This is a genomic window from Parabacteroides gordonii MS-1 = DSM 23371 (genome assembly GCF_000969825.1).
GTDB classification, from domain to species: Bacteria; Bacteroidota; Bacteroidia; order Bacteroidales; family Tannerellaceae; genus Parabacteroides; species Parabacteroides gordonii.
Genome location: NZ_KQ033919.1, coordinates 4,265,115 through 4,288,930, shown reverse-complemented (window position 1 = coordinate 4,288,930; position 23,816 = coordinate 4,265,115). Strand labels below are relative to the sequence as shown.

The 23,816-nt window shown below is 46.4% G+C and carries 20 protein-coding genes; 5 read left to right on the top strand and 15 right to left on the bottom strand.

Features of this window, described 5'->3' with window-relative positions:
- Positions 1-79 precede the first annotated feature (79 nt).
- Both HMPREF1536_RS16175 and purH read right to left on the bottom strand, forming a co-directional pair.
- On the bottom strand, positions 80-1,099 hold the full coding sequence (locus HMPREF1536_RS16175; RefSeq protein ID WP_028726286.1) for a rod shape-determining protein: 1,020 nt from the start codon (positions 1,097-1,099) through the stop codon (positions 80-82).
- A gap of 19 nt (positions 1,100-1,118) precedes the next feature.
- Positions 1,119-2,642 carry a bifunctional phosphoribosylaminoimidazolecarboxamide formyltransferase/IMP cyclohydrolase gene (gene purH, locus HMPREF1536_RS16170; RefSeq protein ID WP_028726285.1) on the bottom strand — a complete coding sequence of 508 codons (1,524 nt, stop codon included), beginning with the start codon at positions 2,640-2,642 and terminating at the stop codon, positions 1,119-1,121.
- A gap of 229 nt (positions 2,643-2,871) precedes the next feature.
- Between purH and HMPREF1536_RS16165 the strand changes: the two genes are divergently transcribed.
- Together HMPREF1536_RS16165 and HMPREF1536_RS16160 are read left to right on the top strand one after the other, a co-directional pair.
- A complete protein-coding gene (locus HMPREF1536_RS16165; RefSeq protein WP_028726284.1) occupies positions 2,872-4,485 on the top strand; it encodes an ABC-F family ATP-binding cassette domain-containing protein in 1,614 nt (537 codons plus the stop codon).
- A gap of 66 nt (positions 4,486-4,551) precedes the next feature.
- Positions 4,552-6,393, top strand: a complete 1,842-nt coding sequence (locus HMPREF1536_RS16160) for an LTA synthase family protein (protein WP_028726283.1) — start codon at positions 4,552-4,554, stop codon at positions 6,391-6,393.
- A gap of 66 nt (positions 6,394-6,459) precedes the next feature.
- Here the strand turns inward: HMPREF1536_RS16160 and HMPREF1536_RS16155 are convergent, their stop codons facing one another.
- The 13 genes from HMPREF1536_RS16155 to HMPREF1536_RS16095 form a co-directional block, all read right to left on the bottom strand.
- Positions 6,460-6,999, bottom strand: a complete 540-nt coding sequence (locus HMPREF1536_RS16155; protein ID WP_028726282.1) for a DUF1097 domain-containing protein — start codon at positions 6,997-6,999, stop codon at positions 6,460-6,462.
- A 260-nt stretch (positions 7,000-7,259) separates the two neighbouring features.
- The gene (rny, locus tag HMPREF1536_RS16150; protein ID WP_028726281.1) at positions 7,260-8,798 is read right to left on the bottom strand and encodes a ribonuclease Y; all 1,539 of its coding nucleotides are present in this window, start codon (positions 8,796-8,798) and stop codon (positions 7,260-7,262) included.
- Between the two features lie 106 nt (positions 8,799-8,904).
- Entirely contained in the window at positions 8,905-9,201 is a 297-nt protein-coding gene (locus HMPREF1536_RS16145) for a cell division protein ZapA (protein WP_028726280.1), read from the bottom strand.
- Positions 9,202-9,206: 5 nt separating this feature from the next.
- Positions 9,207-9,500 (bottom strand): hypothetical protein, encoded by a 294-nt coding sequence (locus HMPREF1536_RS16140; RefSeq protein WP_028726279.1) that lies wholly within the window; start codon positions 9,498-9,500, stop codon positions 9,207-9,209.
- A 148-nt stretch (positions 9,501-9,648) separates the two neighbouring features.
- Positions 9,649-9,849 (bottom strand): winged helix-turn-helix domain-containing protein, encoded by a 201-nt coding sequence (locus HMPREF1536_RS16135; protein ID WP_028726278.1) that lies wholly within the window; start codon positions 9,847-9,849, stop codon positions 9,649-9,651.
- 127 nt (positions 9,850-9,976) lie between these two features.
- Entirely contained in the window at positions 9,977-10,666 is a 690-nt protein-coding gene (locus HMPREF1536_RS16130; RefSeq protein ID WP_028726277.1) for a B3/B4 domain-containing protein, read from the bottom strand.
- 8 nt (positions 10,667-10,674) lie between these two features.
- Entirely contained in the window at positions 10,675-11,526 is an 852-nt protein-coding gene (pgeF, locus tag HMPREF1536_RS16125) for a peptidoglycan editing factor PgeF (RefSeq protein WP_044191330.1), read from the bottom strand.
- Positions 11,471-12,628, bottom strand: a complete 1,158-nt coding sequence (obgE, locus tag HMPREF1536_RS16120) for a GTPase ObgE (protein ID WP_028726275.1) — start codon at positions 12,626-12,628, stop codon at positions 11,471-11,473. Before obgE ends, pgeF begins: the two co-directional genes overlap by 56 nt.
- Before the next feature lie 14 nt (positions 12,629-12,642).
- Positions 12,643-13,215 carry an adenylate kinase gene (locus HMPREF1536_RS16115; RefSeq protein ID WP_028726274.1) on the bottom strand — a complete coding sequence of 191 codons (573 nt, stop codon included), beginning with the start codon at positions 13,213-13,215 and terminating at the stop codon, positions 12,643-12,645.
- Between the two features lie 35 nt (positions 13,216-13,250).
- The gene (hpt, locus tag HMPREF1536_RS16110) at positions 13,251-13,787 is read right to left on the bottom strand and encodes a hypoxanthine phosphoribosyltransferase (protein WP_028726273.1); all 537 of its coding nucleotides are present in this window, start codon (positions 13,785-13,787) and stop codon (positions 13,251-13,253) included.
- 174 nt (positions 13,788-13,961) lie between these two features.
- Complete coding sequence (locus tag HMPREF1536_RS16105; protein WP_028726272.1) at positions 13,962-14,636, bottom strand: ABC transporter ATP-binding protein; 675 nt, start codon at positions 14,634-14,636, stop codon at positions 13,962-13,964.
- 31 nt (positions 14,637-14,667) lie between these two features.
- The gene (locus HMPREF1536_RS16100) at positions 14,668-17,076 is read right to left on the bottom strand and encodes an ABC transporter permease (RefSeq protein WP_028726271.1); all 2,409 of its coding nucleotides are present in this window, start codon (positions 17,074-17,076) and stop codon (positions 14,668-14,670) included.
- A 20-nt stretch (positions 17,077-17,096) separates the two neighbouring features.
- Entirely contained in the window at positions 17,097-19,490 is a 2,394-nt protein-coding gene (locus HMPREF1536_RS16095; RefSeq protein WP_028726270.1) for an ABC transporter permease, read from the bottom strand.
- A 464-nt stretch (positions 19,491-19,954) separates the two neighbouring features.
- On the opposite strand from HMPREF1536_RS16095, the gene HMPREF1536_RS16090 reads away from it, so the two are divergent.
- Genes HMPREF1536_RS16090 through HMPREF1536_RS16080 form a run of 3 tightly spaced genes read left to right on the top strand, consistent with a single transcriptional unit; the run spans position 19,955 to position 23,806 of the window.
- Positions 19,955-21,109: a PDDEXK nuclease domain-containing protein gene (locus HMPREF1536_RS16090; RefSeq protein WP_028726269.1), complete on the top strand. Its 1,155-nt coding sequence runs from the start codon at positions 19,955-19,957 to the stop codon at positions 21,107-21,109.
- Between the two features lie 10 nt (positions 21,110-21,119).
- Positions 21,120-22,487 carry a sigma-54-dependent transcriptional regulator gene (locus tag HMPREF1536_RS16085; RefSeq protein WP_028726268.1) on the top strand — a complete coding sequence of 456 codons (1,368 nt, stop codon included), beginning with the start codon at positions 21,120-21,122 and terminating at the stop codon, positions 22,485-22,487.
- The gene (locus HMPREF1536_RS16080) at positions 22,484-23,806 is read left to right on the top strand and encodes a sensor histidine kinase (protein WP_028726267.1); all 1,323 of its coding nucleotides are present in this window, start codon (positions 22,484-22,486) and stop codon (positions 23,804-23,806) included. Before HMPREF1536_RS16085 ends, HMPREF1536_RS16080 begins: the two co-directional genes overlap by 4 nt.
- The last annotated feature ends 10 nt before the right edge of the window (positions 23,807-23,816 follow it).

Here is a 23,816-nt window from a genome sequence, read left to right as displayed (position 1 = left end):
ATGCCAATTAATCAATACACCAACGAATGCGCCTCTTATTGGCACATTGGCATATTGATTAACTGGCACATTATTTCCCTTATCGAATAAGGAAATTAAATTTATCTATATTCTTCAACGCTACGCCCGTACCTTTCGCTACCGCATGCAACGGATCTTCGGCAATATGGAACGGAATGTTGATCTTATCAGTCAAACGTTTGTCGAGTCCGCGCATCAAGGCACCGCCACCGGCCAGATAGATACCGTTACGAACGATATCGGCATACAGTTCAGGCGGAGTCTGTTCCAACGCACTCAGGATAGCCGCTTCCATCTTCGAGATCGATTTCTCCAGGCAGTGTGCAATTTCCTGATAAGAAACAGGTACTTCCATCGGAAGAGCTGTCATCTGGTTCGGACCGTGTACGATATAATCTTCGGGCGGATTATCCAGGAATGTCAATGCAGAACCGACATTGATCTTGATCAACTCGGCAGTACGTTCACCCACCTTCACATTGTGCTGGCGACGCATATATTCCATAATATCAGCCGTCAGGTCGTCTCCTGCTATACGGATCGATTTATTGGAAACGATACCTCCCAGCGAGATAACAGCGATCTCGGTTGTACCACCGCCTATATCTACGATCATGTTGCCTTCGGGTGCTTCCACATCGATACCGATACCGATCGCAGCAGCCATAGGTTCATAAATCATATATACATCACGGCCTCCGGCATGTTCGGCAGAGTCGCGTACGGCACGGATCTCGACTTCAGTGCTACCGGAAGGAATACATACTACCACCCGGAGCGAAGGAGAAAACCAACGGTGTTTCGGATTTATCATTTTGATCAGACCGCGTATCATTTGCTCTGCAGCAAAGAAGTCGGCAATCACACCGTCACGAAGCGGACGGATCGTACGAATATTCTCGTGCGTCTTTCCGTGCATCTGGCGTGCCTTTTCACCGACAGCCAGCACTTTGTCGGTACGTCTGTCGAGGGCAACTACCGATGGCTGATCCACTACTACTTTACCACCACTGATGATGATGGTATTAGCAGTACCCAGGTCCATCGCTATTTCTTGTGTGAAAGAAAATAATCCCATTTTTTAATAAGGTGTTTTTTTAATGTTTGAAATGACGGACTCCCGTCTTAACCATAGCCAAGCCATGCGCGTTGCAATATTCAACGGACAACTTGTCATTTACAGAACCACCCGGCTGAATAACTGCAGTAATACCTGCCTTATCAGCTATTTCAACACAGTCAGGGAATGGGAAGAATGCATCAGAAGCCATAACGGCACCTTTCAAATCGAATTCGAAAGCGTTTACCTTTTCAATAGCTTGCTTTAAAGAGTCTACACGCGATGTCTGACCGATACCACTTGCGCAAAGCTGTTTGTTCTTTACCAGGGTGATAGCGTTTGACTTACTGTGTTTCACCAGTTTATTAGCGAACAATAGGTCTTCTACTTCCTGAGAAGTAGGTTGTTTGTCAGTCATCGGTTCCAGATCTGCAGCAGTCTGGATACTGAGGTCTTTTTCCTGCATCAGGGCACCATTCAACAGTGAACGGAACTGCATCGGACAAGTCTTTGCTTCCTTACGGATCAGGATGATGCGGTTTTTCTTCTGCATCAACACTTCCAAAGCGTCTTTTGTATATTCCGGGGCGATGATCACTTCGAAGAAGATCTTGTTGATCTCTTCAGCTACTTCTTTATCGATCGGCGTGTTGGTAATCAGGATACCGCCGAATGCAGAAACCGGGTCACCGGCCAATGCATCTTTCCATGCTTCGAGCACAGTCGGACGGGATGCGATACCACAAGCATTATTATGTTTGAGGATAGCGAATGTCAGTTCATCGAATTCGTCGATCAGACTGACAGCGGCATCGATATCCAGCAAGTTATTGTAGGAGATCTCTTTGCCGTGGATCTGGTCGAACATATCGCTGAACTTACCATAGAACTTAGCTGCCTGGTGAGGGTTTTCGCCATAACGCAGGCTCATCGGCTGGTCTACAGTAGCACGGAAGTGTGAACCTTCGCGTCCGTCAAAATAATTGAAAATAGCAGAATCATAACCGGATGAAACGGCAAAAGCTTCTTTGGCGAACCATTTACGGTCTTCCAGGGAAGTTTCCGCCCCTTTTTCATTCAGCAACTGCATCAAGGGCTGATACTGTGCTTTGGAAGCTACGATTACTACATCTTTGAAGTTCTTTGCAGCGGCACGGATCAATGAGATACCGCCTATATCTATCTTTTCGATGATTGCCTGTTCTTCCGCACCCGAAGCCACTGTTTCTTCGAACGGATACAAGTCTACAATCACTAAATCAATTTCAGGAATTTCGTATTGTTCAATCTGGCCTTTGTCGCCTTCGTTGTCTCTACGGGTAAGGATACCACCGAATACTTTCGGGTGAAGCGTCTTAACACGTCCTCCCAGGATAGAAGGATAACCTGTCAGGTCTTCCACAGCATCACAAGGGATGCCTAATGATTCGATAAATGTTTGAGTTCCCCCTGTTGAAACGAAGCTAACACCTTCGTTATGAAGCTTTTTTAAAATTTCATCCAGTCCCTCTTTATGGAATACAGAGACTAATGCACGCTTAATACGTTTTGTTGCAGCCATCTTTGTTGAGTTTATTTTAATGTTTTAGAGCACAAAAGTAGACAATTATTTTCAATATGTACATTAATGTAAGTATTTTATTCCAGAGCGAATTATTTAATAAAACTTAGAATCTGTTGAAAACTGTGGGGCAATAGTCCTCTACATATATATAAGAGCCACAAAGCCATATACGGATATTTTTTTGTATCTTTGCGCTCTCATTCGAAATTTAATAGGTATACAAGATATGATAACGGTTAACAATCTGGACGTACAGTTCGGTAAACGTATCCTCTTTCAGGATGTAAACATGAAGTTTACGCCGGGCAACTGCTACGGCATTATCGGTGCCAATGGTGCCGGGAAATCAACTTTCCTGCGTGTGATCAGCAAACAGCTGGATCCGACACGCGGCACGGTAACTTTAGGCCCGGGGGAACGCCTCTCGGTATTAAGCCAGGACCACTTTGCTTTCGATGAGCATACAGTAATGGATACTGTCCTGATGGGACACACCACCCTGTGGGAAGTGATGAGCGAAAAGAATGCGCTCTACGAAAAACCTGATTTCAGCGATGCCGACGGTATCCGTGTATCGGAACTGGAAGAAAAGTTCGCCGAGATGGAAGGATGGAATGCCGAAAGTGATGCAGCCAACCTTTTGAGCGGTCTGGGTATCGCCGAAGAGTATCATTACAGCATGATGAAAGACCTTAGCGGTAAGCAAAAGGTTCGTATATTACTTGCCCGCGCCCTTTTCGGACAGCCGGACAACCTGCTTTTAGATGAGCCGACCAACGACCTCGACCTTGAAACGGTGGGCTGGCTGGAAAACTATCTGTCTAACTCCGACCATACAATCCTGGTAGTGAGCCATGACCGTCACTTCCTCGACTCTGTTTGTACACATACGGTCGACATCGACTTCAATAAGTTGCAGATGTTTGCCGGTAACTATAGCTTCTGGTACGAATCAAGCCAGTTGGCTCTCCGCCAGCAGCAGAACCAGAACAAGAAGGCTGAAGAAAAGAAAAAGGAACTGGAAGAGTTCATTCGCCGTTTCAGTGCCAACGTTGCAAAGTCAAAACAGACTACCAGCCGCAAGAAGATGATCGAAAAGCTGAATATCGAAGAGATTAAGCCGTCTTCGCGCCGTTATCCGGGTATTATCTTTACACCTAACCGCGAACCGGGTAATCAGATCCTGGAGGTAAAAGGACTGACAAAAAGCATCGAAGGAAAGGTGCTCTTCAAAGATTTCAACCTGAATGTGGAGAAAGACGACAAGATCGTTTTCATCAGCCGCGACCCGCGTGCCATGACGGCATTCTTCCAGATCATCAATGGAGAAGAGAAAGCGGATGCCGGTACGTATCAGTGGGGACAGACCATCACGACAACTTATCTGCCGCTGGATAATGCGAAGTATTTCGACTCGGATTATAACCTGCTCGATTGGTTGAGCCAGTTTGCCGGAGACACGAACGAGGTATTCCTGAAAGGTTTTCTGGGACGTATGTTGTTCTCGGGCGAAGAGTTGCAGAAAAAGGTAAGTGTACTGTCGGGAGGCGAGAAAATGCGTTGCATGATTTCCCGAATGATGCTGACGGATGCCAACACGATTATCCTGGATACACCGACTAACCATCTGGACTTGGAATCTATCCAGGCATTCAATAATACGTTGCAGTCATTCAAGGGAAACGTCCTTTTCTCCAGCCATGACCACGAGTTCATCCAGACTGTGGCAAACCGTATTATCGAACTGACACCTAACGGCATCATCGACAAGATGATGGATTACGATGATTATATCACTGATCCGACTATAGCCGAACTACGCGAAAAGTTATATAAATAATTAAGACAAGGGCGGCTGTTACAGTCGCCCTTCTTTATTTTAAGTAACATCTAAATACCCGTAAAGATGAAAAAACGTATTTTGTTTCTTCTGGCAGTATTTATCACCTGGCTTCCGCTTCTTGCTATTCAAAAGCCGGTCTTTATGTTATATCACCATGCCTTAGCGAACGGATGTTCGCTAATCGATTACCTTAAGGTAATTACTCATGGACTATTACTGGACTGTACGGTTTCAGGATACCTGACGGTGATACCGTTTCTCTGCGTACTGGTTTCTATCTGGTTGCCGGGAACTTTTTACAAAAAAGTCCTGAAAGGTTACTTCCTGGTGATGGGACTGGTCATTGCGGCTATCTTTGCGGTCGATGTTGCTTTATACGGATATTGGGGGTTCAGGCTAGATGCCACCCTGTTCTTTTATCTGCAATCGCCGGCCGATGCGATGGCTAGCGTGCCTGTCGGAACATTCTTTTTGCAGTTCGGGTTATTCCTATTATATGCATACGGAATCTTTCTGGCTTTCCGGAAACTGATCATTCCTTTATTCCCGGTCACACCTGCACACAACCGGGTGGGTGGATCGGTCGCAGTCTTGCTTCTCGGAGGTATTTTATTTATTCCTATCCGGGGCGGGGTAACGACTTCTACAGCAAATGTGGGAATGGTTTATTTCAGTAAAAATCAATTTCTGAATCACTCGGCAATCAACCCGGCCTTCAGCCTGCTGGCGTCATTAAGCAAACAGCAGGATTTTGCGGCGCAGTTCAATTTCTTTCCGGAAGAAGAAAGACGGGAACGCTATACAGCACTCACCCATCACAACGATAGCCTGACGAACAGTACGGAAAAGGTCGCGCTATTGACTACCGACCGACCTAATGTCCTGATCATTCTGCTGGAAAGTTTCTCGGCTAATGCCATTGAAGCCGTCGGTGGAGAAGCAGGGATCACGCCCAACCTGAACAGGCTAAGCAAAGAAGGAGTTACATTTACTAATATGTATGCCAACTCCTTCCGTACCGACCGTGGGATAGTCGCCGTACTGAACGGTTATCTGGCACAACCTACAACATCCATCATGAAGTATCCGGCCAAAAGCCAGACACTTCCTTCCATTGCCAAAAGTCTGAACGAACAGGGATATACAGCCGATATGCTTTATGGTGGAGACATCAACTTTACCAATATGCAGAGTTATTTCTTCGGCTCCGGATACAGTAAAATCACAGCCGACCGGGATTTCCCGCTGACCAGTCGTCTCAGTAAATGGGGAGCCAACGATGATATCACTTTCTCACATCTGTATGAGTCGATCAAAGAGAGAGACGAAAATACTCCCTGGCTGAGTACATTCCTGACATTAAGCAGTCACGAGCCGTTCGAGGTTCCTTTCCATCATCTGGAAAATCCTTATCTCAACTCGGTGGCTTTTACCGACAGTTGTATCGGTAGCTTTGTAGACAAGCTAAAGGAACTACCCGTCTGGAAAAACACATTGATCGTGCTGATATCCGACCACGGTTACCGTTATCCTTCTTCCATCCAGGAACACGGGCCACTTCGTTTCCACATACCGATGATATGGCTGGGCGGTGCAATCAAAGAACCGGTTGCCATCGACACGTATGCTAATCAGACAGATTTGGCGGCCACCTTACTAAGTCAATTAGGATTACCGCACGATCAATTCACCTTTAGCCGGGATATACTTGATCCGGGATATCCAAAATATTCCTTCTATACGTTCTCTAACGGCTTCGGGATTATCGACAGCACAGGTGTTTCAGTTTATGACAACGAAAGCAACAGACCATTGCTCGAAGAACCTTCCACAGGCAGCGAAACCCGCCTGAACAAAGGAAAGGTACTGTTACAGACATTATATGACGATTTAGGAAATCGGTGACAATAAAAAAGAGGTTGCAGCTTTCTGACTGCAACCTCTTTTCTTTACTATCCACATCAGGTATTTCTATTCTTTCCCTTCTTCTTTTTCTGCATTCACCTTCTTCTCATAAGCAGTACGCAGACAGATCGTAATATAACCGAACAACAAACCGATCGTACAATAGATCATTTCTGTCAAAGCGGCTGTACAGAAAGTCGCATTCGGCACATAATTCATAAAGGCGAAAAACGCTCCGGCTCCGATGAACAGGGCTGGCACCAGAGAAAGCCACTCATTACGCTCACAGAAGATCGCACAGAAAGCAATCACGCCCACTGCCACAGGGACGGCGAAGAAGCCTAAAGCCGGAGTCAATGCACCACCTAGCACCATAATAACGATAGAAGCTGCAATACCGATCGCATACGCAATAAAGGCTTTTATCCCTCCCCTCACCGTACAACCGGCCAGGAAGTAAACAGCCCACGACTGAAAAGAGATCCAACTGAAACCGACATTTCCTTCGGGGGGAACAGAAGAGTACAACAACTGGTCTAAAGCCTGGATCAGGCACGCTAAAACACCGATAATTACGGGAATTAAAACAAACTTTTTTAGTGTCATGTGGTAAAAGATTTAAATGAGTTATTAGATATAGAATATTAGTGATTTTAGATCTATCGCAACAAATATATTAATTAAACCAATAAAACACAAAGCCATAATCAAGGATAACTCACTGTTATTGTGCAAAATAGAGTATTACCACCGATGGAAGCTGTAAACAGGATCGTTTAAGAATGAACAGCTGCACAAAATAAAAATGGCCGATCTTTACCGATCGGCCACCTTATTATTATGTATACAAAATTTACTTAACGACTTTATTTTGCATAACTTACAGCACGGGTTTCACGGATAACCGTGATCTTCACCTGTCCCGGATAAGTCATTTCATCCTGTATCTTCTTTGCAATCTCGTTCGACAGGTTTTCTGTATCCTTGTCGTCGATCTTGTCTGCCCCAACAATGACGCGAAGTTCGCGGCCTGCCTGGATAGCATACGTCTTAACAACACCCGGATAAGAAAGAGCCAACTGTTCCAGATCGTTCAAACGCTTGATATAAGCTTCTACGATTTCACGACGGGCACCCGGACGAGCACCTGAAATAGCATCACAAACCTGAACGATCGGAGCCAACAGCGTCTGCATTTCGATCTCATCGTGGTGAGCACCTACCGCATTACAGATATCCGGTTTCTCTTTATATTTTTCGCAAAGCTTCATACCCAGGATAGCGTGTGGCAATTCCGGTTCATCATCAGGCACTTTACCTATATCGTGCAACAGACCTGCGCGTTTTGCTTTCTTCGGGTTCAACCCCAGCTCAGAAGCCATCACAGCACAAAGGTTGGCTGTTTCACGGGCATGCTGCAACAGGTTCTGACCATAAGAAGAACGGTATTTCATCTTACCGATCATACGGATCAACTCCGGATGCAATCCATGAACACCCAGGTCGATCACGGTACGTTTACCGGTTTCCACCACTTCGTCCTCAACCTGTTTCTTCACCTTAGTAACTACTTCTTCAATACGTGCCGGATGGATACGTCCGTCCTGAACCAGCTGGTGCAATGCCAGACGGGCAATCTCACGGCGAACCGGGTCAAATCCGGAAAGGACAATTGCTTCAGGCGTATCGTCCACAACGATCTCAATACCGGTTGCGGCTTCCAAAGCACGGATATTACGGCCTTCACGACCGATGATACGTCCTTTGATCTCGTCCGATTCGATATGGAATACGGTAATAGAATTTTCAATAGCTGTTTCAGTAGCAACACGCTGGATAGACTGGATAACGATTTTCTTCGCTTCCTTATTAGCCGTCATCTTCGCTTCCTCCATAATCTCATTGATAAAAGAAGTAGCTTCCGATTTCGCTTCATCCTTCAACGACTCGATCAGTCGTTCTTTAGCTTCGTCGGCCGACAGACCGGAAAGAGCTTCCAGTTGTTCGATTTCCCGCTGATGAAGTTTTTCCAGATCATTCTTTTTCTTATCCACCAGCTCCAACTGGGCGGCCAGATTTTCTTTTACTGCATCTACTTCGCAGTTCTTACGCTGCAAATCTTCCTGACGCTGATTGAGTGTCAATTCACGCTGTTTCAGTTTACCTTCAACCGACTGGATCTTGGCATTCCTTGCCGATACTTGTTTTTCCAGGTCAGCTTTCAGGTGCAAAAACTTTTCCTTTACTTCCAGCAACTTATTTTTCTTGATCACTTCCGCTTCCTTTTCAGCCTCCCTCAGCACGGAATCGTACCTCGACTTCAGAAGGAAACGCATGCTCAACCATGTCAACAACCCTCCTATCAGGAGAGCTACAATTGATGATATGATTATATACACTGTCATTTTACTTATAGTTTAAATTCATTTATATATAAAACAAAAAAAGCACTACAATACACGGTTCACCGTGCAGAGCAGTGCGGAAACTCTTCTTACAATTATATTATAATTACTTATCCTTCAAATACTTTTCCAACTCACTCGTGAGTTCCTGTACCTTATCTGTAATAGGACTTGTATCGTTTTTATCTTCCAATTGCAAATTACTCATAGACAACTGAAAAGCAACCATGGCTAACAAATCTTTTACATCCACATCGGATTGAGCAAAATTCTGCCGATACTGATTGATCTTATTACGAATCTGCTTGGCGGCATCCCGCGCAAGTTGCTCGTCCTTCCGATCGATCCAGAGACCATAGCTCTTTTCGGCTATTTCTAAATGTATAAGAAATTTATCGTCCATCGCTTCTATTCGTTTAATAGTGCAATGCACTTGTCTACTTCCCGCACTAACTTCGATAATCGCATCCTCGCACTTTTCATTTCTCCTTCGTTTACAGAAACGACTCTTGCGGTCAGCAACTTATCGCACTTGGTATTCAACTCTTCAATCGTATTTATTGCCTGCTTCAACTCCGCTTCTTTACGGAACAGAGTAGTTTTGAGCTCGTCAATCGTATGGTTTTGTTTGTTACATAACTCCATCAAATCGCGAACTCTCACCTCAAATACAGCCAACAATCTCTTTTGATCTTCGGTCATTTCACACCAAATTCTACACAAAAGTAAAATTTAGAATTGAATAAAGCAACAGTCAGTCCGTTTTTTTGAACTGAAAACGTCCAGACACACAAAAGGCCGTCCAAATATCATCCGAACAGCCCTCCTTAATCTAGTATCGGCTACGCTATTAGATCAGCGCAACAAATAATTCACCTTCAATCTCTTCGAAAGCAAGCTTGCCTTCTTTAGCTAACCAACCAAATGCAGCATACATGTCTTTTTCTGCTTTGATTTTAGTTGCTTTCTTTACTGCCTTAACACTCATTTTTCCGCCTTCGTTCAATACTGTCCAAACGAGGCCGGCGTTTGTTCCAATCAATTCGATCATTTTCTTTTCGTTTTGTTAATTCTTAACGGGGGCAAATTTATAGATTAATCGATTAAAACAAAAGGAAATAGATGTTTTTTAGCATAAAAACGCCCACTTTTGAGGTTTATAAACATAATTAACGCGTTTATAACATAATTTTCACTCTACTTTCGGGTGTTATCAGTTCCATTTCCAAATTAGTGATTGATACATATCGTGTTAAAAGGGACACTCCATAGGCAACCGCCTCTTGTAAACCATCTTTCCCCGAATAGCCATTTATAATCATTAACAGCTTTTCCGTATTGATATCGATCTTGGTTCGTTCCTCGTCGCTGGTCGGTGTGCCGACGCCTCCCAGGTTATCGCGATAAACCGGAAGCCCGGCGATATTCAACTCACCCCGGCCTATTCCATGATAGACTTCCCCCTCCTTTCCTACTCCCAACACGAGGTTGCCATCTATCTTTGCCGCATCGAAGCCACCGATAGAATAACCGCTTTGAATAGATAACAGATTGATTATATCGACCAGGGTATCTATCTTATATAAAGGTAGGTCACGAAAAATACGCCTACGAAGCGCCTCTGCAGAAGGACGATACCGGTTCGGATCTTTACCCAATCGTTTATATGCCTGCCGGGTGGCTTGTATAGGAAGAAATTTATTTATGTCTTCCAGCTTACCGGATGAACGGATCGTATTCTCCATTTCGGTAATTTCCTTCCACAGTTGTTCGTCGTATACCGTATTCTTTACATCACATGCCACGACTGCCACATGCAAGTCCGGACATGCCTTTGCTATTTCTTCTGAGATAGAAACGTGTATCATATATACAATTAGTCTTTAATCATTATTCCGGACAGGATACGCCCGCTTTTTATTCCCAACCGACGGGCAGAGAAAAAGTCGTCAGGATGCTGATACGTGCAGATGCCGGATACTTCTATCTGTTCAGGTTGAAGACCGGATTGAAGCAGTTGCATACGGTTGGCTTCCCACAGGTCGATATGCGCTTTGCCTGTCCGGGCATTCCGTTCCATAATGCAGTTCATATCAACTCCGGTCGCCCGGAAAGCTTCTGCCACCTCATCGCCCACCTCAAAGGATTCTTTGCAGATAGAAGGAGCAATACCTGCCAGCATCAGCGAAGGATCGCAACCGTAACGGGCAATCATATATTCAACAGTCTTTGCTACAATCTGCTTTACCGTACCACGCCAGCCGGCATGGATCGCTGCTACGACTTTCTTATCCGGGGCATATACCAGCACAGGGACACAATCGGCCGTGGAAACAGCTATGCATATCCCGGGGACAGCCGTCACCAGGGCATCTTTCCCGTTCAGTTCCTCTTTCTGACGGGCGAGCGTAAGAGAAAGGAAGCGAGTGTCGATACAAGCTATTTCCGCTTCGTGTATCTGGAAGGGGGCAAAAATCCTTTCGGAAGAAATTCCGATTGCATCCGAAAGAAGTTGTCGGTTCATCCGAACGGATTCCGGATCATCACCGCTATACTCACCCGGATTCATCGAAGCATAGTTACCCAGGCTGACACCACCGTGACGGGTCGTTATAAAATGAGAAATGTTGCATTCTCCGCTTAATCCGGAGAATTGCAACATTTCAACTTTATTACTTTTCAGTTTCTTCATCATCTTCATCCCATTCGTATTCTTCATACTCTTCATCCGGATCATCCTCTTCGACAGGGAAGACGTAATCGTCATCGTCGTCATCGAACTGGATCGAACTGACATCGATATCCTTATGAACGATACGTTCGACTTCGTGGAAGGTTTCCTTGTTCAGTTCCTTCCAGAGCAAGTCTTTCAGTTCCGTAATGCCCTGCTGGGTAATTGAAGAGATAAATACATGAGGAACATCTTCCGGCAGATCCTCGGCAAGCGCTTCCATCAGTTCGTCGTCCAGCATATCGCTTTTGGTGATTGCCAGCACGCGGCTCTTGGTCAGCAACTCCGGATTGTACTTTACCAGTTCGTTATGAAGGATCTCATATTCTTTCTTTATATCGTCGGAATCTGCCGGGATCATAAACAGAAGCAGCGAGTTTCGTTCGATATGACGCAGGAAACGAAGTCCGAGACCTTTCCCTTCACTGGCCCCTTCGATGATACCGGGGATATCAGCCATTACAAACGAACGATGGTCGCGATAGCTCACGATACCCAGATTCGGTTCGAGTGTAGTAAACGGATAATTGGCGATCTTCGGTTTGGCAGCCGATACGACAGACAGTAAAGTAGACTTACCCGCATTCGGAAAACCTACCAGACCGACGTCGGCAAGCAACTTCAACTGAAGGATCACTTTACGTTCCTGTGCCGGTTCGCCCGGTTGAGCATAACGGGGAGCCTGATTGGTAGATGTCTTGAAGTGCCAGTTACCCTGTCCGCCACGACCACCTTTCAGCAGCATGACTTCCTGGCCGTCTTCGGTCACGTCGCAAATGTATTCGCCGGTTTCGGCATCATACACAACGGTTCCGCACGGAACTTCGATAACACGGTCTTCACCATCTTTCCCGAAACTACGTTTGGCACTGCCGCCTTCACCGCTTGTCGCCATGATATGACGCTCGAACTTCAGGTGGAGCAACGTCCAGTAATTTCGGTTACCACGAAGAAACACATGGCCTCCTCGCCCTCCGTCGCCTCCGTCGGGGCCTCCTTTCGGAATATATTTCTCACGACGAAAGTGAGAAGACCCTCTTCCGCCCTTCCCCGAGCGGCAATAGATCTTTACGTAATCTACAAAGTTTGATTCAGCCATTTTACTATTCTTTCTTATTTTACTTTATTTACTGCTTCTTTAATACGATCGAAGATTTCTTCGACTGTACCCATACCGTGAATACCCACGTGCTTGCCTTCGCCTACATAATAGTCAGCCAAAGGAGCTGTTTGCTTGTGGTAAACATCCAGTCTGGATTTGATTGTTTCCAGGTTATCGTCAGAACGGCCTGAAACTTTACCGCGTTCCAACAGACGGTTGATCAGTTCTTCTTCTTCCACCTGCAGATTCAACATAACAGATACATCCGTACCACGTTTGTTCAACATTTCTTTCAATGCCTTTGCCTGCGGGATTGTGCGGGGGAAACCGTCAAAGATAACGCCTTTAGAACCTGCTTTGCTGTCGAGTACCTTTGCCAGCATGTCTACGATCAGTTCATCCGGTACAAGCTGACCTTTTTCGATGTAATCTTTTGCGATCTTACCCAGTTCGGTTTCTTCTTTCATTTCTGCACGCAATACATCGCCTGTAGAGATGTGATTCAAACCGTATTCTTTAATAATCAACTCGCTCTGTGTTCCTTTTCCTGAACCCGGAGCTCCAAAAATAACAACGTTCAACATAATATTGTTTCTTATTTATATAAATGTATATCCTTTTAACCAATAACCTTATATATATCCCTGTAAGCACGTCCCATCTCGTCATAGTCCAAACCGTAGCCGACAATAAAGTCACTGGGGATCTGCAAACCGACATAATCCGGTTTCAAATCACACTTCAGCGAATCCGGCTTGAACAGCATCGTAGCCAGCCTGACATCGGCCGCCCCGTCGTTCTTCAGCTTATCCATCACGAACTGCATGGTATAACCGGTGTCGATAATATCTTCCAGCAGGATCAGGGTACGTCCCTTCACATCGGCCTGTACCGGCATGATCTCGCGAACAACTCCGGTCGTATTGAGGCCACGGTAGGATGAATACCGGGCAAAAGTGATCTCGTAGTGCGTATCCATCTGGCGCATCAGTTCGGCGGTAAACATGAACGCCCCGTTCAGTATACCGACAAACAGCGGGTTAGTATCTCCTACATCTGACTTGATCTGTCCGGCCACCTTCGCAATAGCCGCCTTGATCTCCTTCTCCGGGATAAACAGTTCAAATTCTTTATCTTTTAATCGGATCTTATCCATATACCGTTTATTTTTCGAGGGAACAAAGGTACAATATTTTCAGCGAAGCACAAACATTGTTTTACGTTTTAGGGTTCATGCATTCATAACAAGGCTTTTCTCATTGATTCTCGGTTCTTACCGCATGAACCCGGCTTGGGCTTCCGGGTTCATCCAGACTTCATAGAGGGTTCATTATTTACGGCTTTCGGTCAGGATATTGCCGTCCATCATACGGATCAGGCGGCTTGCCATCCGGGCATTCTCTTCCGAGTGGGTCACCATAACGACGGTCGATCCTTCTTTGTTGAGTTCGAGGAGGAGATTCATGACTTCGTTGCCGTTCACCGAATCCAGGTTTCCGGTCGGTTCGTCCGCCAGGATGATATGGGGGTTTGTAACGATGGCGCGGGCAATGGCTACACGCTGTTGCTGTCCGCCGGAAAGTTGTTGCGGGTAATGTTCCGTACGATGGGCGATCTGCATCCGGTCGAGGGCGGCATTCACTCGCGTCACCCGTTCTTTCATGGGGACTCCGGCATATAAAAGCGGTAATTCTACATTCTCAAAGACCGTCAGCTCATCTATCAGGTTGAAACTCTGAAAGACAAATCCCAAATTGCCATTCCGCAAGTCCGTGCGGTTGTTCTCCGTATAGCGGGAAACTTCCTCATCCAGAAACCATAATTCACCGGAAGTCGGATTATCCAGCAATCCCAACAAGTTCAGCAAGGTAGACTTACCACAGCCCGAAGGCCCCATGATTGCCAGGAACTCTCCTTTGTTGATTTCCAGATTAACACCGTTCAGAGCCGTAGTCTCCACACTTTCCGTACGAAACACCTTCGTTAAATTTACTGCTTTTATCATGATCTTCTATTTTTATTTTATGCTTGTTACTTTATTCATACCGTAATGATTTTACGGGGTTACGCGAAGCAGCCCGCCAGGTCTGTGCCGCCACCGTCAGGAAGGTGATCAGCAGAATGACCAGACCCGAGAGCGGGAACAGCCACCAACCGATCGTGGTCTGGTAAGCGAAGTTGCTCAACCAGCGAGCCATGAAAAGGTAACCCACCGGACAAGCCACCACAAATGCGATCCCTACCCAAACCATATATTCACGGCAGAACATCCGCACGATCCGATCCGAATGGGCACCGTTCACCTTCCTGATCCCTATTTCCTTCGTACGTTGTGCCGTCGAAAGGGCAACCAGGCCGAACACGCCCATCATCGCCACAAGAATAGCCAGCACCGTAAAGATCAGGAACATCCGGCTGAGCTGTTGCTCACGGGCATAGTTCTGGTTCAGGGTATCGGAGAAGAAGCGGTAAGAGAACACATTGTCCGGGCGCATCTCTTCGTATTTATCTTTCAGGAATTTCAGCGTCTCCGCCTTATTCTCCGGGGATATCTTTATATACATCGTGTTCAGCAACTGACGGGAATAATACAGATAAGCCGGCTTCACCTCCTCGCGCAACGGCTGGAAATGGAAATCTTTTACTACGCCGACAATCTTCGACGTCTCACCGAACCAGCCTTTGTTTTGTACAACCATGCCTACCGGGTCTTTCACCTGCATCATCTTCCAGGCGGTTTCATTGATGACGACAGGTAGTTCTTTCTTATAAGTCCCATCCATATACGCATCCTTATCCGCTCCGAACGATTCCCCTTTCAGCAGTGTCAGCCCTAATGTATTCATGAAACTTCCGTCGCCTACCACACCGACTACGGTCAGGGAGTCTACTTGTCCCTTTTCATTCATCCAACTAAAAACACTTTCTTCCGTCTTGCGACCCTGAAGATAATTGGCTATTTCCACTCCTCCGGCCACGCTTTTCACATGCGGATTCTTCATCACTTCGCGTCGGTAATCGTCTATTCCCTGGTTACCGAAATAAGCCATCAGTTCGAACTCCCCGCAATCGACAACCACCATATCTTCTTTGTCCAGTCCCAGATCTGCCTGTTGCAGGTAATGAAGTTGACGGAACACCACCGAAGTACAGAAAAGCATCGTTATGGCAATGACAAACTGCACGCAGACAAGCCCTTTAAGCAGCGTCCCTTTCTTACCCGTAGCCTTTCCGCCTTTGAAAGCCAGCAACGGATTGAACGACGACATATAAAAAGCAGGGAACGCCCCGGCCAGGCTGCCGACCCCTATAATACCGAACAGGATAAACAACAAGGTCTGCCAGTTAAACTGCAAGACAATATCTTTTTCTACAAACTGATTGAAGGCAGGCAACAACAATTCCGTCAGCGCCAAAGCCAGCACCAACGAAAGGAAAGCCTGCACCAGACTCTCCGACAGGAACTGTGCGACCAGCATTTTACGCTTCGCCCCCGTCACCTTCCGGACACCGATCTCTTTATACCGCAGGGAAGCGCGGGCAGTCGACAGGGTTGTAAAGTTGAAAGCGCCCATAAAGATAACCAGCAGGGCTAAGGCCATAAACAAACGGATTTGCGACATATTCCCATAGTTGTCGACTGACGGGTCTTTAAAGCCTGTATGCAGATGAATATCCTCCAACGGTTGGAACTCCAGCGTCCTTCCGTCTTCCCGATGGTTTGTCCAAGCACGGCTCATGACTTGCCGGTCGGTAGCCGATAAGTCCGCTCCCTTTCTCAACCGGATATATACATTTGTTCCTTCCACATAGTCCCAGCTTGCCGGCTCGAAATAAGCCTGCTCACTCAGCAGAACTTCAAACTTAATATGACTCTTACGCGGTACCTTCAGGACTGCCGCCACCTTATAACGAAACGTCTGTCCGAGGAACTGGCAAGTCACTTCCTTGCCGACAGCAGAAGCCCCCCCGAACAACTTCCGCGCCGCAGACTCGGCCAGCACGATCTGTTGCGGGTCTTTCTTCAGCAGGGACGGATCGCCGGAAACTACCGGAAAACTGAACACATCGAAGAAAGTCGTATCTACATATGTATACTTCGCTTCAATCAGGTTCTCCCCCGAATGGAGATTCAGTGTACCGAAGTTTAGTAAAAAGGTAGCATCCTCCACCTGCGGAAACTCCTCCCTGAGCGTTTTACTCAGCGGAGCTACCGTATAGGCCGACTCTTTTATCTCTCCTCCCGGTTCCCGTTCGACAGCGATTACGCGGTAAATGGAGTGACGGTTCTTATGGAAATCCTCGAAGGTCAGTTCGTCTACCACCCAGAGATAGATAAGGAAAGCGGCTGTCATTCCCAGCACAAACCCCAACATATTAATAGAGGAAAACAGGAAGCTCCGTTTGATCAACCGGATCGCTACTTTAAAATAGTGTTTCAACATATCTTTATTCTTATAATGTTTTATTCATACCTTAATGATTCCACCGGATTGCGCGAAGCAGCCCGCCAGGTTTGTGCTATAACGGTCAGCATCGTTATCAGCAAGATAATACCGCCGGCCAGCGGAAACAGCCACCAGCTGATCGTCGTCTGGTAGGCAAAATTGCTTAACCAGTTCAACATAAACAGGTAACCGAGCGGACAGGCTATCAGGAAAGCCAACCCTACCCAATTCATATATTCCCGGCAAAACATCCTGACGATCCGGTCGGAATGTGCACCGTTCACCTTGCGGACACCTATTTCCTTTGTCCGTTGCACCGTCGAAAGCGCCACCAGACCGAATACACCCATCATAGCCACGATAACAGCCAACACCGTAAAGATCAGAAACATCTGGCTCTGCTGATGCTCACGGGCATAATTCTGGTTCAGCACATCGGTCAGGAAACGGTAGTTGAACAGCATATTCGGCCGCGCTTCCTCATACTTCTCTTTCAGGAACTTCAGGGTCGCCGCCTGGTCTTCCGGTGAGATACGGACATACAGGTGACTGAACATTTGAACGGTATAATACAGGTAAGCCGGTTTTATCTTCTCGCGCATCGGTTGGAAGTTAAAGTCTTTCACGACTCCTACCACCCGTGAATTCCTGATACCGAAAGTACCGCCTCTCAGCAACATGCCGATTGGATTTTCCACTTTCAGCATCTTCCAGGCTGTCTCATTGATAACGATCGGCGACTCTTTCGAATAAGAACCATCCCAGTAATGATCGGGGTTCGTACCAAATATCTCTCCCTTCAACAACGTCAGCCCCAGGCCATCGATAAAATTACCGTCGCCAACCATCCCGACCATCTTCAGCGAGTCGGTCTTTCCCGTCTCGTCTTCCCAACTGAAAAGGCACTCTTCCCAGCGAGATCCCTTCATATAATCCGTAATCTCCACCCCTAACGTCAGACTCTTTACATGCGGATTCTTCAGCACTTCCTGCTGAAACCCTTCCGATTCACGCCGCCAGTCCTGCACATCCACTTCGATCAGGTTCTCCTTATTCAGTCCCAGATCCGCATTTTGCAGGTAACGAAGTTGTTTGAATATCACTGTCGTACTAATAATCATGGTTATCGCGATCACGAACTGAACACAAACCAAGGCTTTAATAAAAGTTCCTTTCTTTCCAGTCGCCCGTCCTCCTTTGAAAGCCAGCAACGGATTGAACGACGACATATAGAATGCCGGAAAGCTCCCGGCCAGACAACCCACTCCCACAATACCGAACAGGATAAACAACAAAGTCTGCCAGTTAAACTGAAGGACAATATCTTTCCCGACAAACAGGTTGAACAACGGTAGTAATAATTCCGTCAGCGCCAAGGCCAACAGCAACGAGATAAAGGCCTGTACCAGACTTTCCGCCAGGAACTGCACGATCAGTGTTTTCCGCTTCGCTCCGGTCACCTTCCTGACACCTACCTCCTTAAATCGCTGGGAAGCACGAGCCGTCGACAACGTCATAAAGTTAAACGCTCCCATAAAGATAATCAAAGCAGCCAGTATCGTAAACAGATAGATCTGTTGCATACTGCCGTGGTTATTCACATCGCCCAGTTCTTTGAAGTTCGTGCGCAGATGGATATCTTTCAAAGGCTGCAACGTTAAAGGCTTGCCTTTCTTCGAATGGTCTGTCCAAAGGTTGCGCATAGCCGCACGGTCGGCATCCGAAAGCACATTATCTTTCCTGAGTTGGATATAGATATGCATACTTTCCGAAAAGTCCCACTTCATACTATCAAAGTCACCCCACACATAAGAGTCCCAACTTCCGAGCACTTCAAACTGGATATGACTTTTACGCGGAACTTCCAACACGGCAGCTACTTTATAATATTTAGGATTAGTAAAGTACCGGCAAACGACTTCTTTACCGATAGGCGATGTATCACCAAACAATTTCTTTGCCGTAGCTTCTGATAAGACCAGCTGTTGGGGGTCATGCTTCATCAGATTCGGATCACCGGCTATAACCGGGAAACTGAATACATCAAAGAAGGCAGTATCTACATACGCATAACTCGGTTCGATAAATTTCTCTCCCCAATGAAGATCTAACTTTCCGCCATACTTGATAAACGTTGTATTCTCCACCTTCGGGAACTCCTCCCGGAAAAGTCTGCAAAGAGGAACTACTGTCGAAGATATCTGCTTCCCGCCCGTCGCATCTTCCCGTATCACCCGGTAAATAGAATCCCCGTTCTTATTAAAATCTTCAAACGTCAGCTCGTCTACGATCCAGAGATAGATCAGAAAAGCGGCCGTCATGCCCAGCACAAACCCCAGCATATTGATCGAAGAGAACAGAAAGCTCCTTTTGATCAGCCGAAGGGCTACTTTCACATAGTGTTTCAACATATTATTCTTATTTTATCGTTAGCATGAATATATCCTACTGATACGGATAAGCATTCAATATCTATGCCATTTTCATAACCAGATAAAAATCAACCACATAAGCAGATCACCGTCATAACCAAGTGTACGATTTCGTACAGTTTGCCAGTCTAGCCGCACGCTTCCGCCTACTAACTAACTCCCAGCAAAGGAGAAACTAATCTTTTTCTGCTTATATACTAATGTCCGAATGCCTTATTTTTTTGCTTTTGAGCAAGCCCGAAATTAATTTTGAGCATGCATGAATTTAATTTTGAGCTAGCTCAAAATTGATTTTTAGCATGGGCAAAAGCAAAAAAATAAGGCATCCGTGAACTAATAGGTAAGCAGAAAAAGATTAAAAGTTCACTTGTTACGGGATAGTCTGTCGGCAATACGGAAATTTTAGCTAAGTTTGTGTTGTAGTTTAATGCATAATTTTACGTATGAATCCCAAAGAGATGTTATCGGAAAATCTTCATAATGTAGTCTGCACCATTAAAAACGCTATTCTTCAAAGCCAGTTGCGGGCTGTCAAAGCTGTTAATGCAGAACAGTTATCACTTTACTATGGTATAGGTCAATATGTATCGGCTAATTCTCGCAAGGGATTTTGGGGAACCGGAGCAATAGAAACTATCAGCGAACAACTACAAAAAGAATTGCCGGGACTTCGTGGTTTTTCAGCAACAAGCATAAAGAAAATGCGAAACTTTTACGAAGAATGGCATGATGTACTTAGTAAATCGACCGCCGCGGCGGTCAATTTGGAAACAACAAACAAACCATCAACAGCAGATAGCGAAATAGATACGAAAGCCTTGTTCGTAGACAATCCGACCGCCACGGCGGTCAATTTTAATCTGAACGATTTCCTGTCTCTTGGATTTACCCATCATATTGAGATTATCAATAAAACTACAAGTCCTGCGGAACGAATTTACTACATACATCAAGCGGTTCAGAATAGTTGGAGTAAATATACACTAAGAACTCAGTTAGAAGCGGACGTGTATCACCGCCAAGGCACGTTGCCCAATAATTTCACGAAAACAATAAGCGATGCCCGTTCCGCCTTAAAAGCTATAGATATGTTCAAAGATGAATATCTGTTAGACTATATCAATGTGGAAGAATTAGGGGAACGAGATAAAGAAGATATTGATGAGCGGGTTATTGAACAAGCCATCATCCATAATATCAAGAAGTTCATCATGACTTTTGGGCGTGATTTCACCTTTGTGGGTAATCAATATCACCTCGAAGCCTTCGGTATAGACCATTTCTCCGATTTATTGTTTTTCAATAGAGAATTGAATGCTCTCGTCTGTGTGGAATTGAAACGGGGTGAGTTCAAGCCCTCTTATTTAGGACAACTGACCACTTATCTACGCTTACTTGACGACCAGGTACGAAAACCGCATGAGAACCCCTCTATTGGTATTATTCTTTGCAAAAGTGCAAACAAAGAATATGTAGAATATGTCATTCAAGATTATGAGAAGCCTATGGGAGTGGCAACTTATAGAACATTAAATGATATGCCTGAGAAGTTGAGGAAGGCTTTGCCCGATATGGAAGAGCTCAAAAAAATGATATAAACGATAACGCATGGCTGTACGACAAGGAAAAATACTGGTAATAGACGATAACGAAGATATTCTCTTCACATTGAAGATGTTGCTCCGCCCGCAGGTGGAAAGCATTACGACCTGTGCCGACCCGAAAGAGATCAACCGCCTGGTGTCGCGAACGAAATATGACGTGATCCTGCTCGATATGAATTTCACGGCAGATGCCGTCAGCGGGAAAGAAGGCTTCTACTGGCTGGAACGCATCCGGGAGATATCGCCCGAAACGGTCGTCATACTGATCACGGCTTACTCGGATACGGAAAAGGCAGTCAGGGCTATCAAAGCGGGGGCGACCGACTTTATTCCCAAACCCTGGCAGAATGAGAAGATGCTGGCAACTATCTCGTCGGCGCTCGAACTCAGCCGGCGGCGGACGGAAGTGCAGACCCTGAAAGAACAAAAGTCGGTGCTCACCACCACGGAACCGGAAATAGAGGTGATCGGCGACTCACCTGCCATGCAAACGGTATTCAAAACACTGGAGAAGCTAAAGAATGCGGATGCCAACATCCTCTTGCAGGGTGAGAACGGAACGGGGAAAGACCTGATTGCCTATACGCTTCATAAGCAATCGCCGCGTAACCAGGAGCCTTTCGTCCCGATCGACCTGGGAAGCATCCCGCACAACCTCTTTGAAAGCGAACTGTTCGGTTACGAGAAAGGAGCCTTTACCGACGCGGGAAAAAGCAAGTCCGGACGTTTTGAAATAGCTTCCGGCGGTACGCTTTTCCTCAACGAGATCGGTAACCTGCCACTGATGCTTCAATCGAAGCTGCTCACCGTAATCGAGCAACAGAAGATAAACCGCCTCGGCTCCACCCGGGAAACTCCGATAGATGTCCGGCTGATTTGTGCGACGAACACCGATCTGCACGCCGCCGTAGAAGACGGTAGTTTCCGGCAAGACCTGCTTTACCGTATCAATACGATCGAGATCGCCATCCCGCCGTTACGCGACCGGGGAAACGATGTGTCCCTACTGGCCGATCATTTCCTGAAACGTTACAGCCATAAATATAAAAAAGATATAGAGGGTTTCTCGCGGGAAGCTCGCCAACTGCTGAAACAGTATCACTGGCCGGGCAACGTACGCGAACTGCAACATGTCATTGAACGGGCTGTCATATTGTCCGACCGGAAACGATTGCAATACGACGACTTCATGCTTCGTATTCCGGTTTCCGTCTCCCGCGAGAAAGAAGAGAAGTTCAATCTCGAAGAGCTCGAAAAGAATACGATACAGGAAGTACTGCGTCATTGTTCGGGCAATCTGACACAGGCAGCCGACTTATTAGGTATCACGCGTACATCTTTATATAGACGACTAGAGAAATACGGACTATGAGACAATCCTCGAAAAAGGCGGCTGCCCTGATCCTTCTGTTGCTGATCACCTGTCTGGTGTTCGCCTTTCTGGTGGCCGGAAAGTTTTATATATCCGCGCTGGTTGTCGGAGTGGTTTTACTGGTCGAAGTGTATTCTCTTTTCCATCTGATGGGGAAGAGCGAACGGCTGTTCCGGCAGTTCGTCTGGTCGATCCGTTATTCCGACTTCCTGTCTTCCGGCATCACTTCTTCCAATACACCGGACGCCTTACCGCAGGAACTGACGGATGCACTGGCGGATGCCTTGCAACACTATAAAAAGGATCTTCAACAGAAAGAAAGCCAACTGCAATATTTCCAGGCGTTGGCCAACCACATCGACCTTTCGGTATTGGTCTACTCCTCCGAAACAGGCCGGATAGAATGGATGAACCAGGCCGCCAAGATACAAACGGGGCTGAACTTTGCCGAAACGGTAGACGACCTGGCTGTCTATCATCCGGAACTTCCTACCCGCCTGCGTATCCTACATCCCGGTGAACTCTCCATCCTGCAAGTGCGCCGGAAAGAGGAATATTCGCAATTGATCCTGTCGGCCATGTCGTTTGTCGTACTGGGCAAAACGTTGACTGTCGTAAGCATGAAGAATATCCGTTCGGTATTGGAGAATAAGGAGACGGAAGCCTGGCAGAAGCTGATCCGTGTTCTTACGCACGAGATCATGAATTCAATGACGCCCATCGTCTCCCTGGCCGAACTGTTAAAGAGTAAACAGACTTCCGGAGATAACAGCGAAGAAGACCGGGAAGAGATAAACCAGGCTGTCGATACGATCTTTCGGCGCAGCAGCGGGCTGGTTCGTTTCGTGGAGAATTACAGGAAAGTGACGGGTATTCCTACGCCTGCCGTTGAAATTATCTCCGTAGACAGTTTACTGAACAGTGCCGGCATGTTATTCAAGGAGCAATCGGATATAGTAAATATCCTTCCGATAACCAGCCATTTACAGATCATTGCCGACAAAGCGATGATCGAGCAAATACTGATCAACCTGATCCGGAATGCCCTCGATGCCACCCAGGATTGCAGGGAACCGATGATAGAACTGTCGGCCGGAATCAATACGGAAGGAAAGACGTACATACAGGTCAGCGACAACGGGACAGGCATTCCGGCGGATGTGCAGGAACGTATCTTCATCCCGTTCTTCACCACCAAGCCAGCCGGTTCCGGTATCGGACTCAGTATCTCCCGACAGATCATGCACATGCACAAAGGCAGCCTGACCGTTATCTCCGAAGCCGGACAGGGAAGCCGGTTTTTACTTACTTTTCCCTGACCACAACAAA

Bases quoted from the DNA above. Each gene is read 5' to 3' on its own strand.
- rny (WP_028726281.1), bottom strand. From the start codon at position 8,798: ATGACAGTGTATATAATCATATCATCAATTGTAGCTCTCCTGATAGGA.
- HMPREF1536_RS16080 (WP_028726267.1), top strand. From the start codon at position 22,484: ATGAGACAATCCTCGAAAAAGGCGGCTGCCCTGATCCTTCTGTTGCTG.
- HMPREF1536_RS16140 (WP_028726279.1), bottom strand. From the start codon at position 9,500: ATGACCGAAGATCAAAAGAGATTGTTGGCTGTATTTGAGGTGAGAGTT.
- HMPREF1536_RS16115 (WP_028726274.1), bottom strand. From the start codon at position 13,215: ATGTTGAACGTTGTTATTTTTGGAGCTCCGGGTTCAGGAAAAGGAACA.
- pgeF (WP_044191330.1), bottom strand. From the start codon at position 11,526: ATGAAGAGTATGAAGAATACGAATGGGATGAAGATGATGAAGAAACTG.
- HMPREF1536_RS16100 (WP_028726271.1), bottom strand. From the start codon at position 17,076: ATGTTGAAACACTATTTTAAAGTAGCGATCCGGTTGATCAAACGGAGC.
- obgE (WP_028726275.1), bottom strand. From the start codon at position 12,628: ATGGCTGAATCAAACTTTGTAGATTACGTAAAGATCTATTGCCGCTCG.
- HMPREF1536_RS16175 (WP_028726286.1), bottom strand. From the start codon at position 1,099: ATGGGATTATTTTCTTTCACACAAGAAATAGCGATGGACCTGGGTACT.
- HMPREF1536_RS16135 (WP_028726278.1), bottom strand. From the start codon at position 9,849: ATGATCGAATTGATTGGAACAAACGCCGGCCTCGTTTGGACAGTATTG.
- purH (WP_028726285.1), bottom strand. From the start codon at position 2,642: ATGGCTGCAACAAAACGTATTAAGCGTGCATTAGTCTCTGTATTCCAT.
- HMPREF1536_RS16105 (WP_028726272.1), bottom strand. From the start codon at position 14,636: ATGATAAAAGCAGTAAATTTAACGAAGGTGTTTCGTACGGAAAGTGTG.
- HMPREF1536_RS16085 (WP_028726268.1), top strand. From the start codon at position 21,120: ATGGCTGTACGACAAGGAAAAATACTGGTAATAGACGATAACGAAGAT.
- HMPREF1536_RS16145 (WP_028726280.1), bottom strand. From the start codon at position 9,201: ATGGACGATAAATTTCTTATACATTTAGAAATAGCCGAAAAGAGCTAT.
- HMPREF1536_RS16130 (WP_028726277.1), bottom strand. From the start codon at position 10,666: ATGATACACGTTTCTATCTCAGAAGAAATAGCAAAGGCATGTCCGGAC.
- HMPREF1536_RS16160 (WP_028726283.1), top strand. From the start codon at position 4,552: ATGAAAAAACGTATTTTGTTTCTTCTGGCAGTATTTATCACCTGGCTT.
- HMPREF1536_RS16090 (WP_028726269.1), top strand. From the start codon at position 19,955: ATGAATCCCAAAGAGATGTTATCGGAAAATCTTCATAATGTAGTCTGC.
- hpt (WP_028726273.1), bottom strand. From the start codon at position 13,787: ATGGATAAGATCCGATTAAAAGATAAAGAATTTGAACTGTTTATCCCG.
- HMPREF1536_RS16165 (WP_028726284.1), top strand. From the start codon at position 2,872: ATGATAACGGTTAACAATCTGGACGTACAGTTCGGTAAACGTATCCTC.
- HMPREF1536_RS16095 (WP_028726270.1), bottom strand. From the start codon at position 19,490: ATGTTGAAACACTATGTGAAAGTAGCCCTTCGGCTGATCAAAAGGAGC.
- HMPREF1536_RS16155 (WP_028726282.1), bottom strand. From the start codon at position 6,999: ATGACACTAAAAAAGTTTGTTTTAATTCCCGTAATTATCGGTGTTTTA.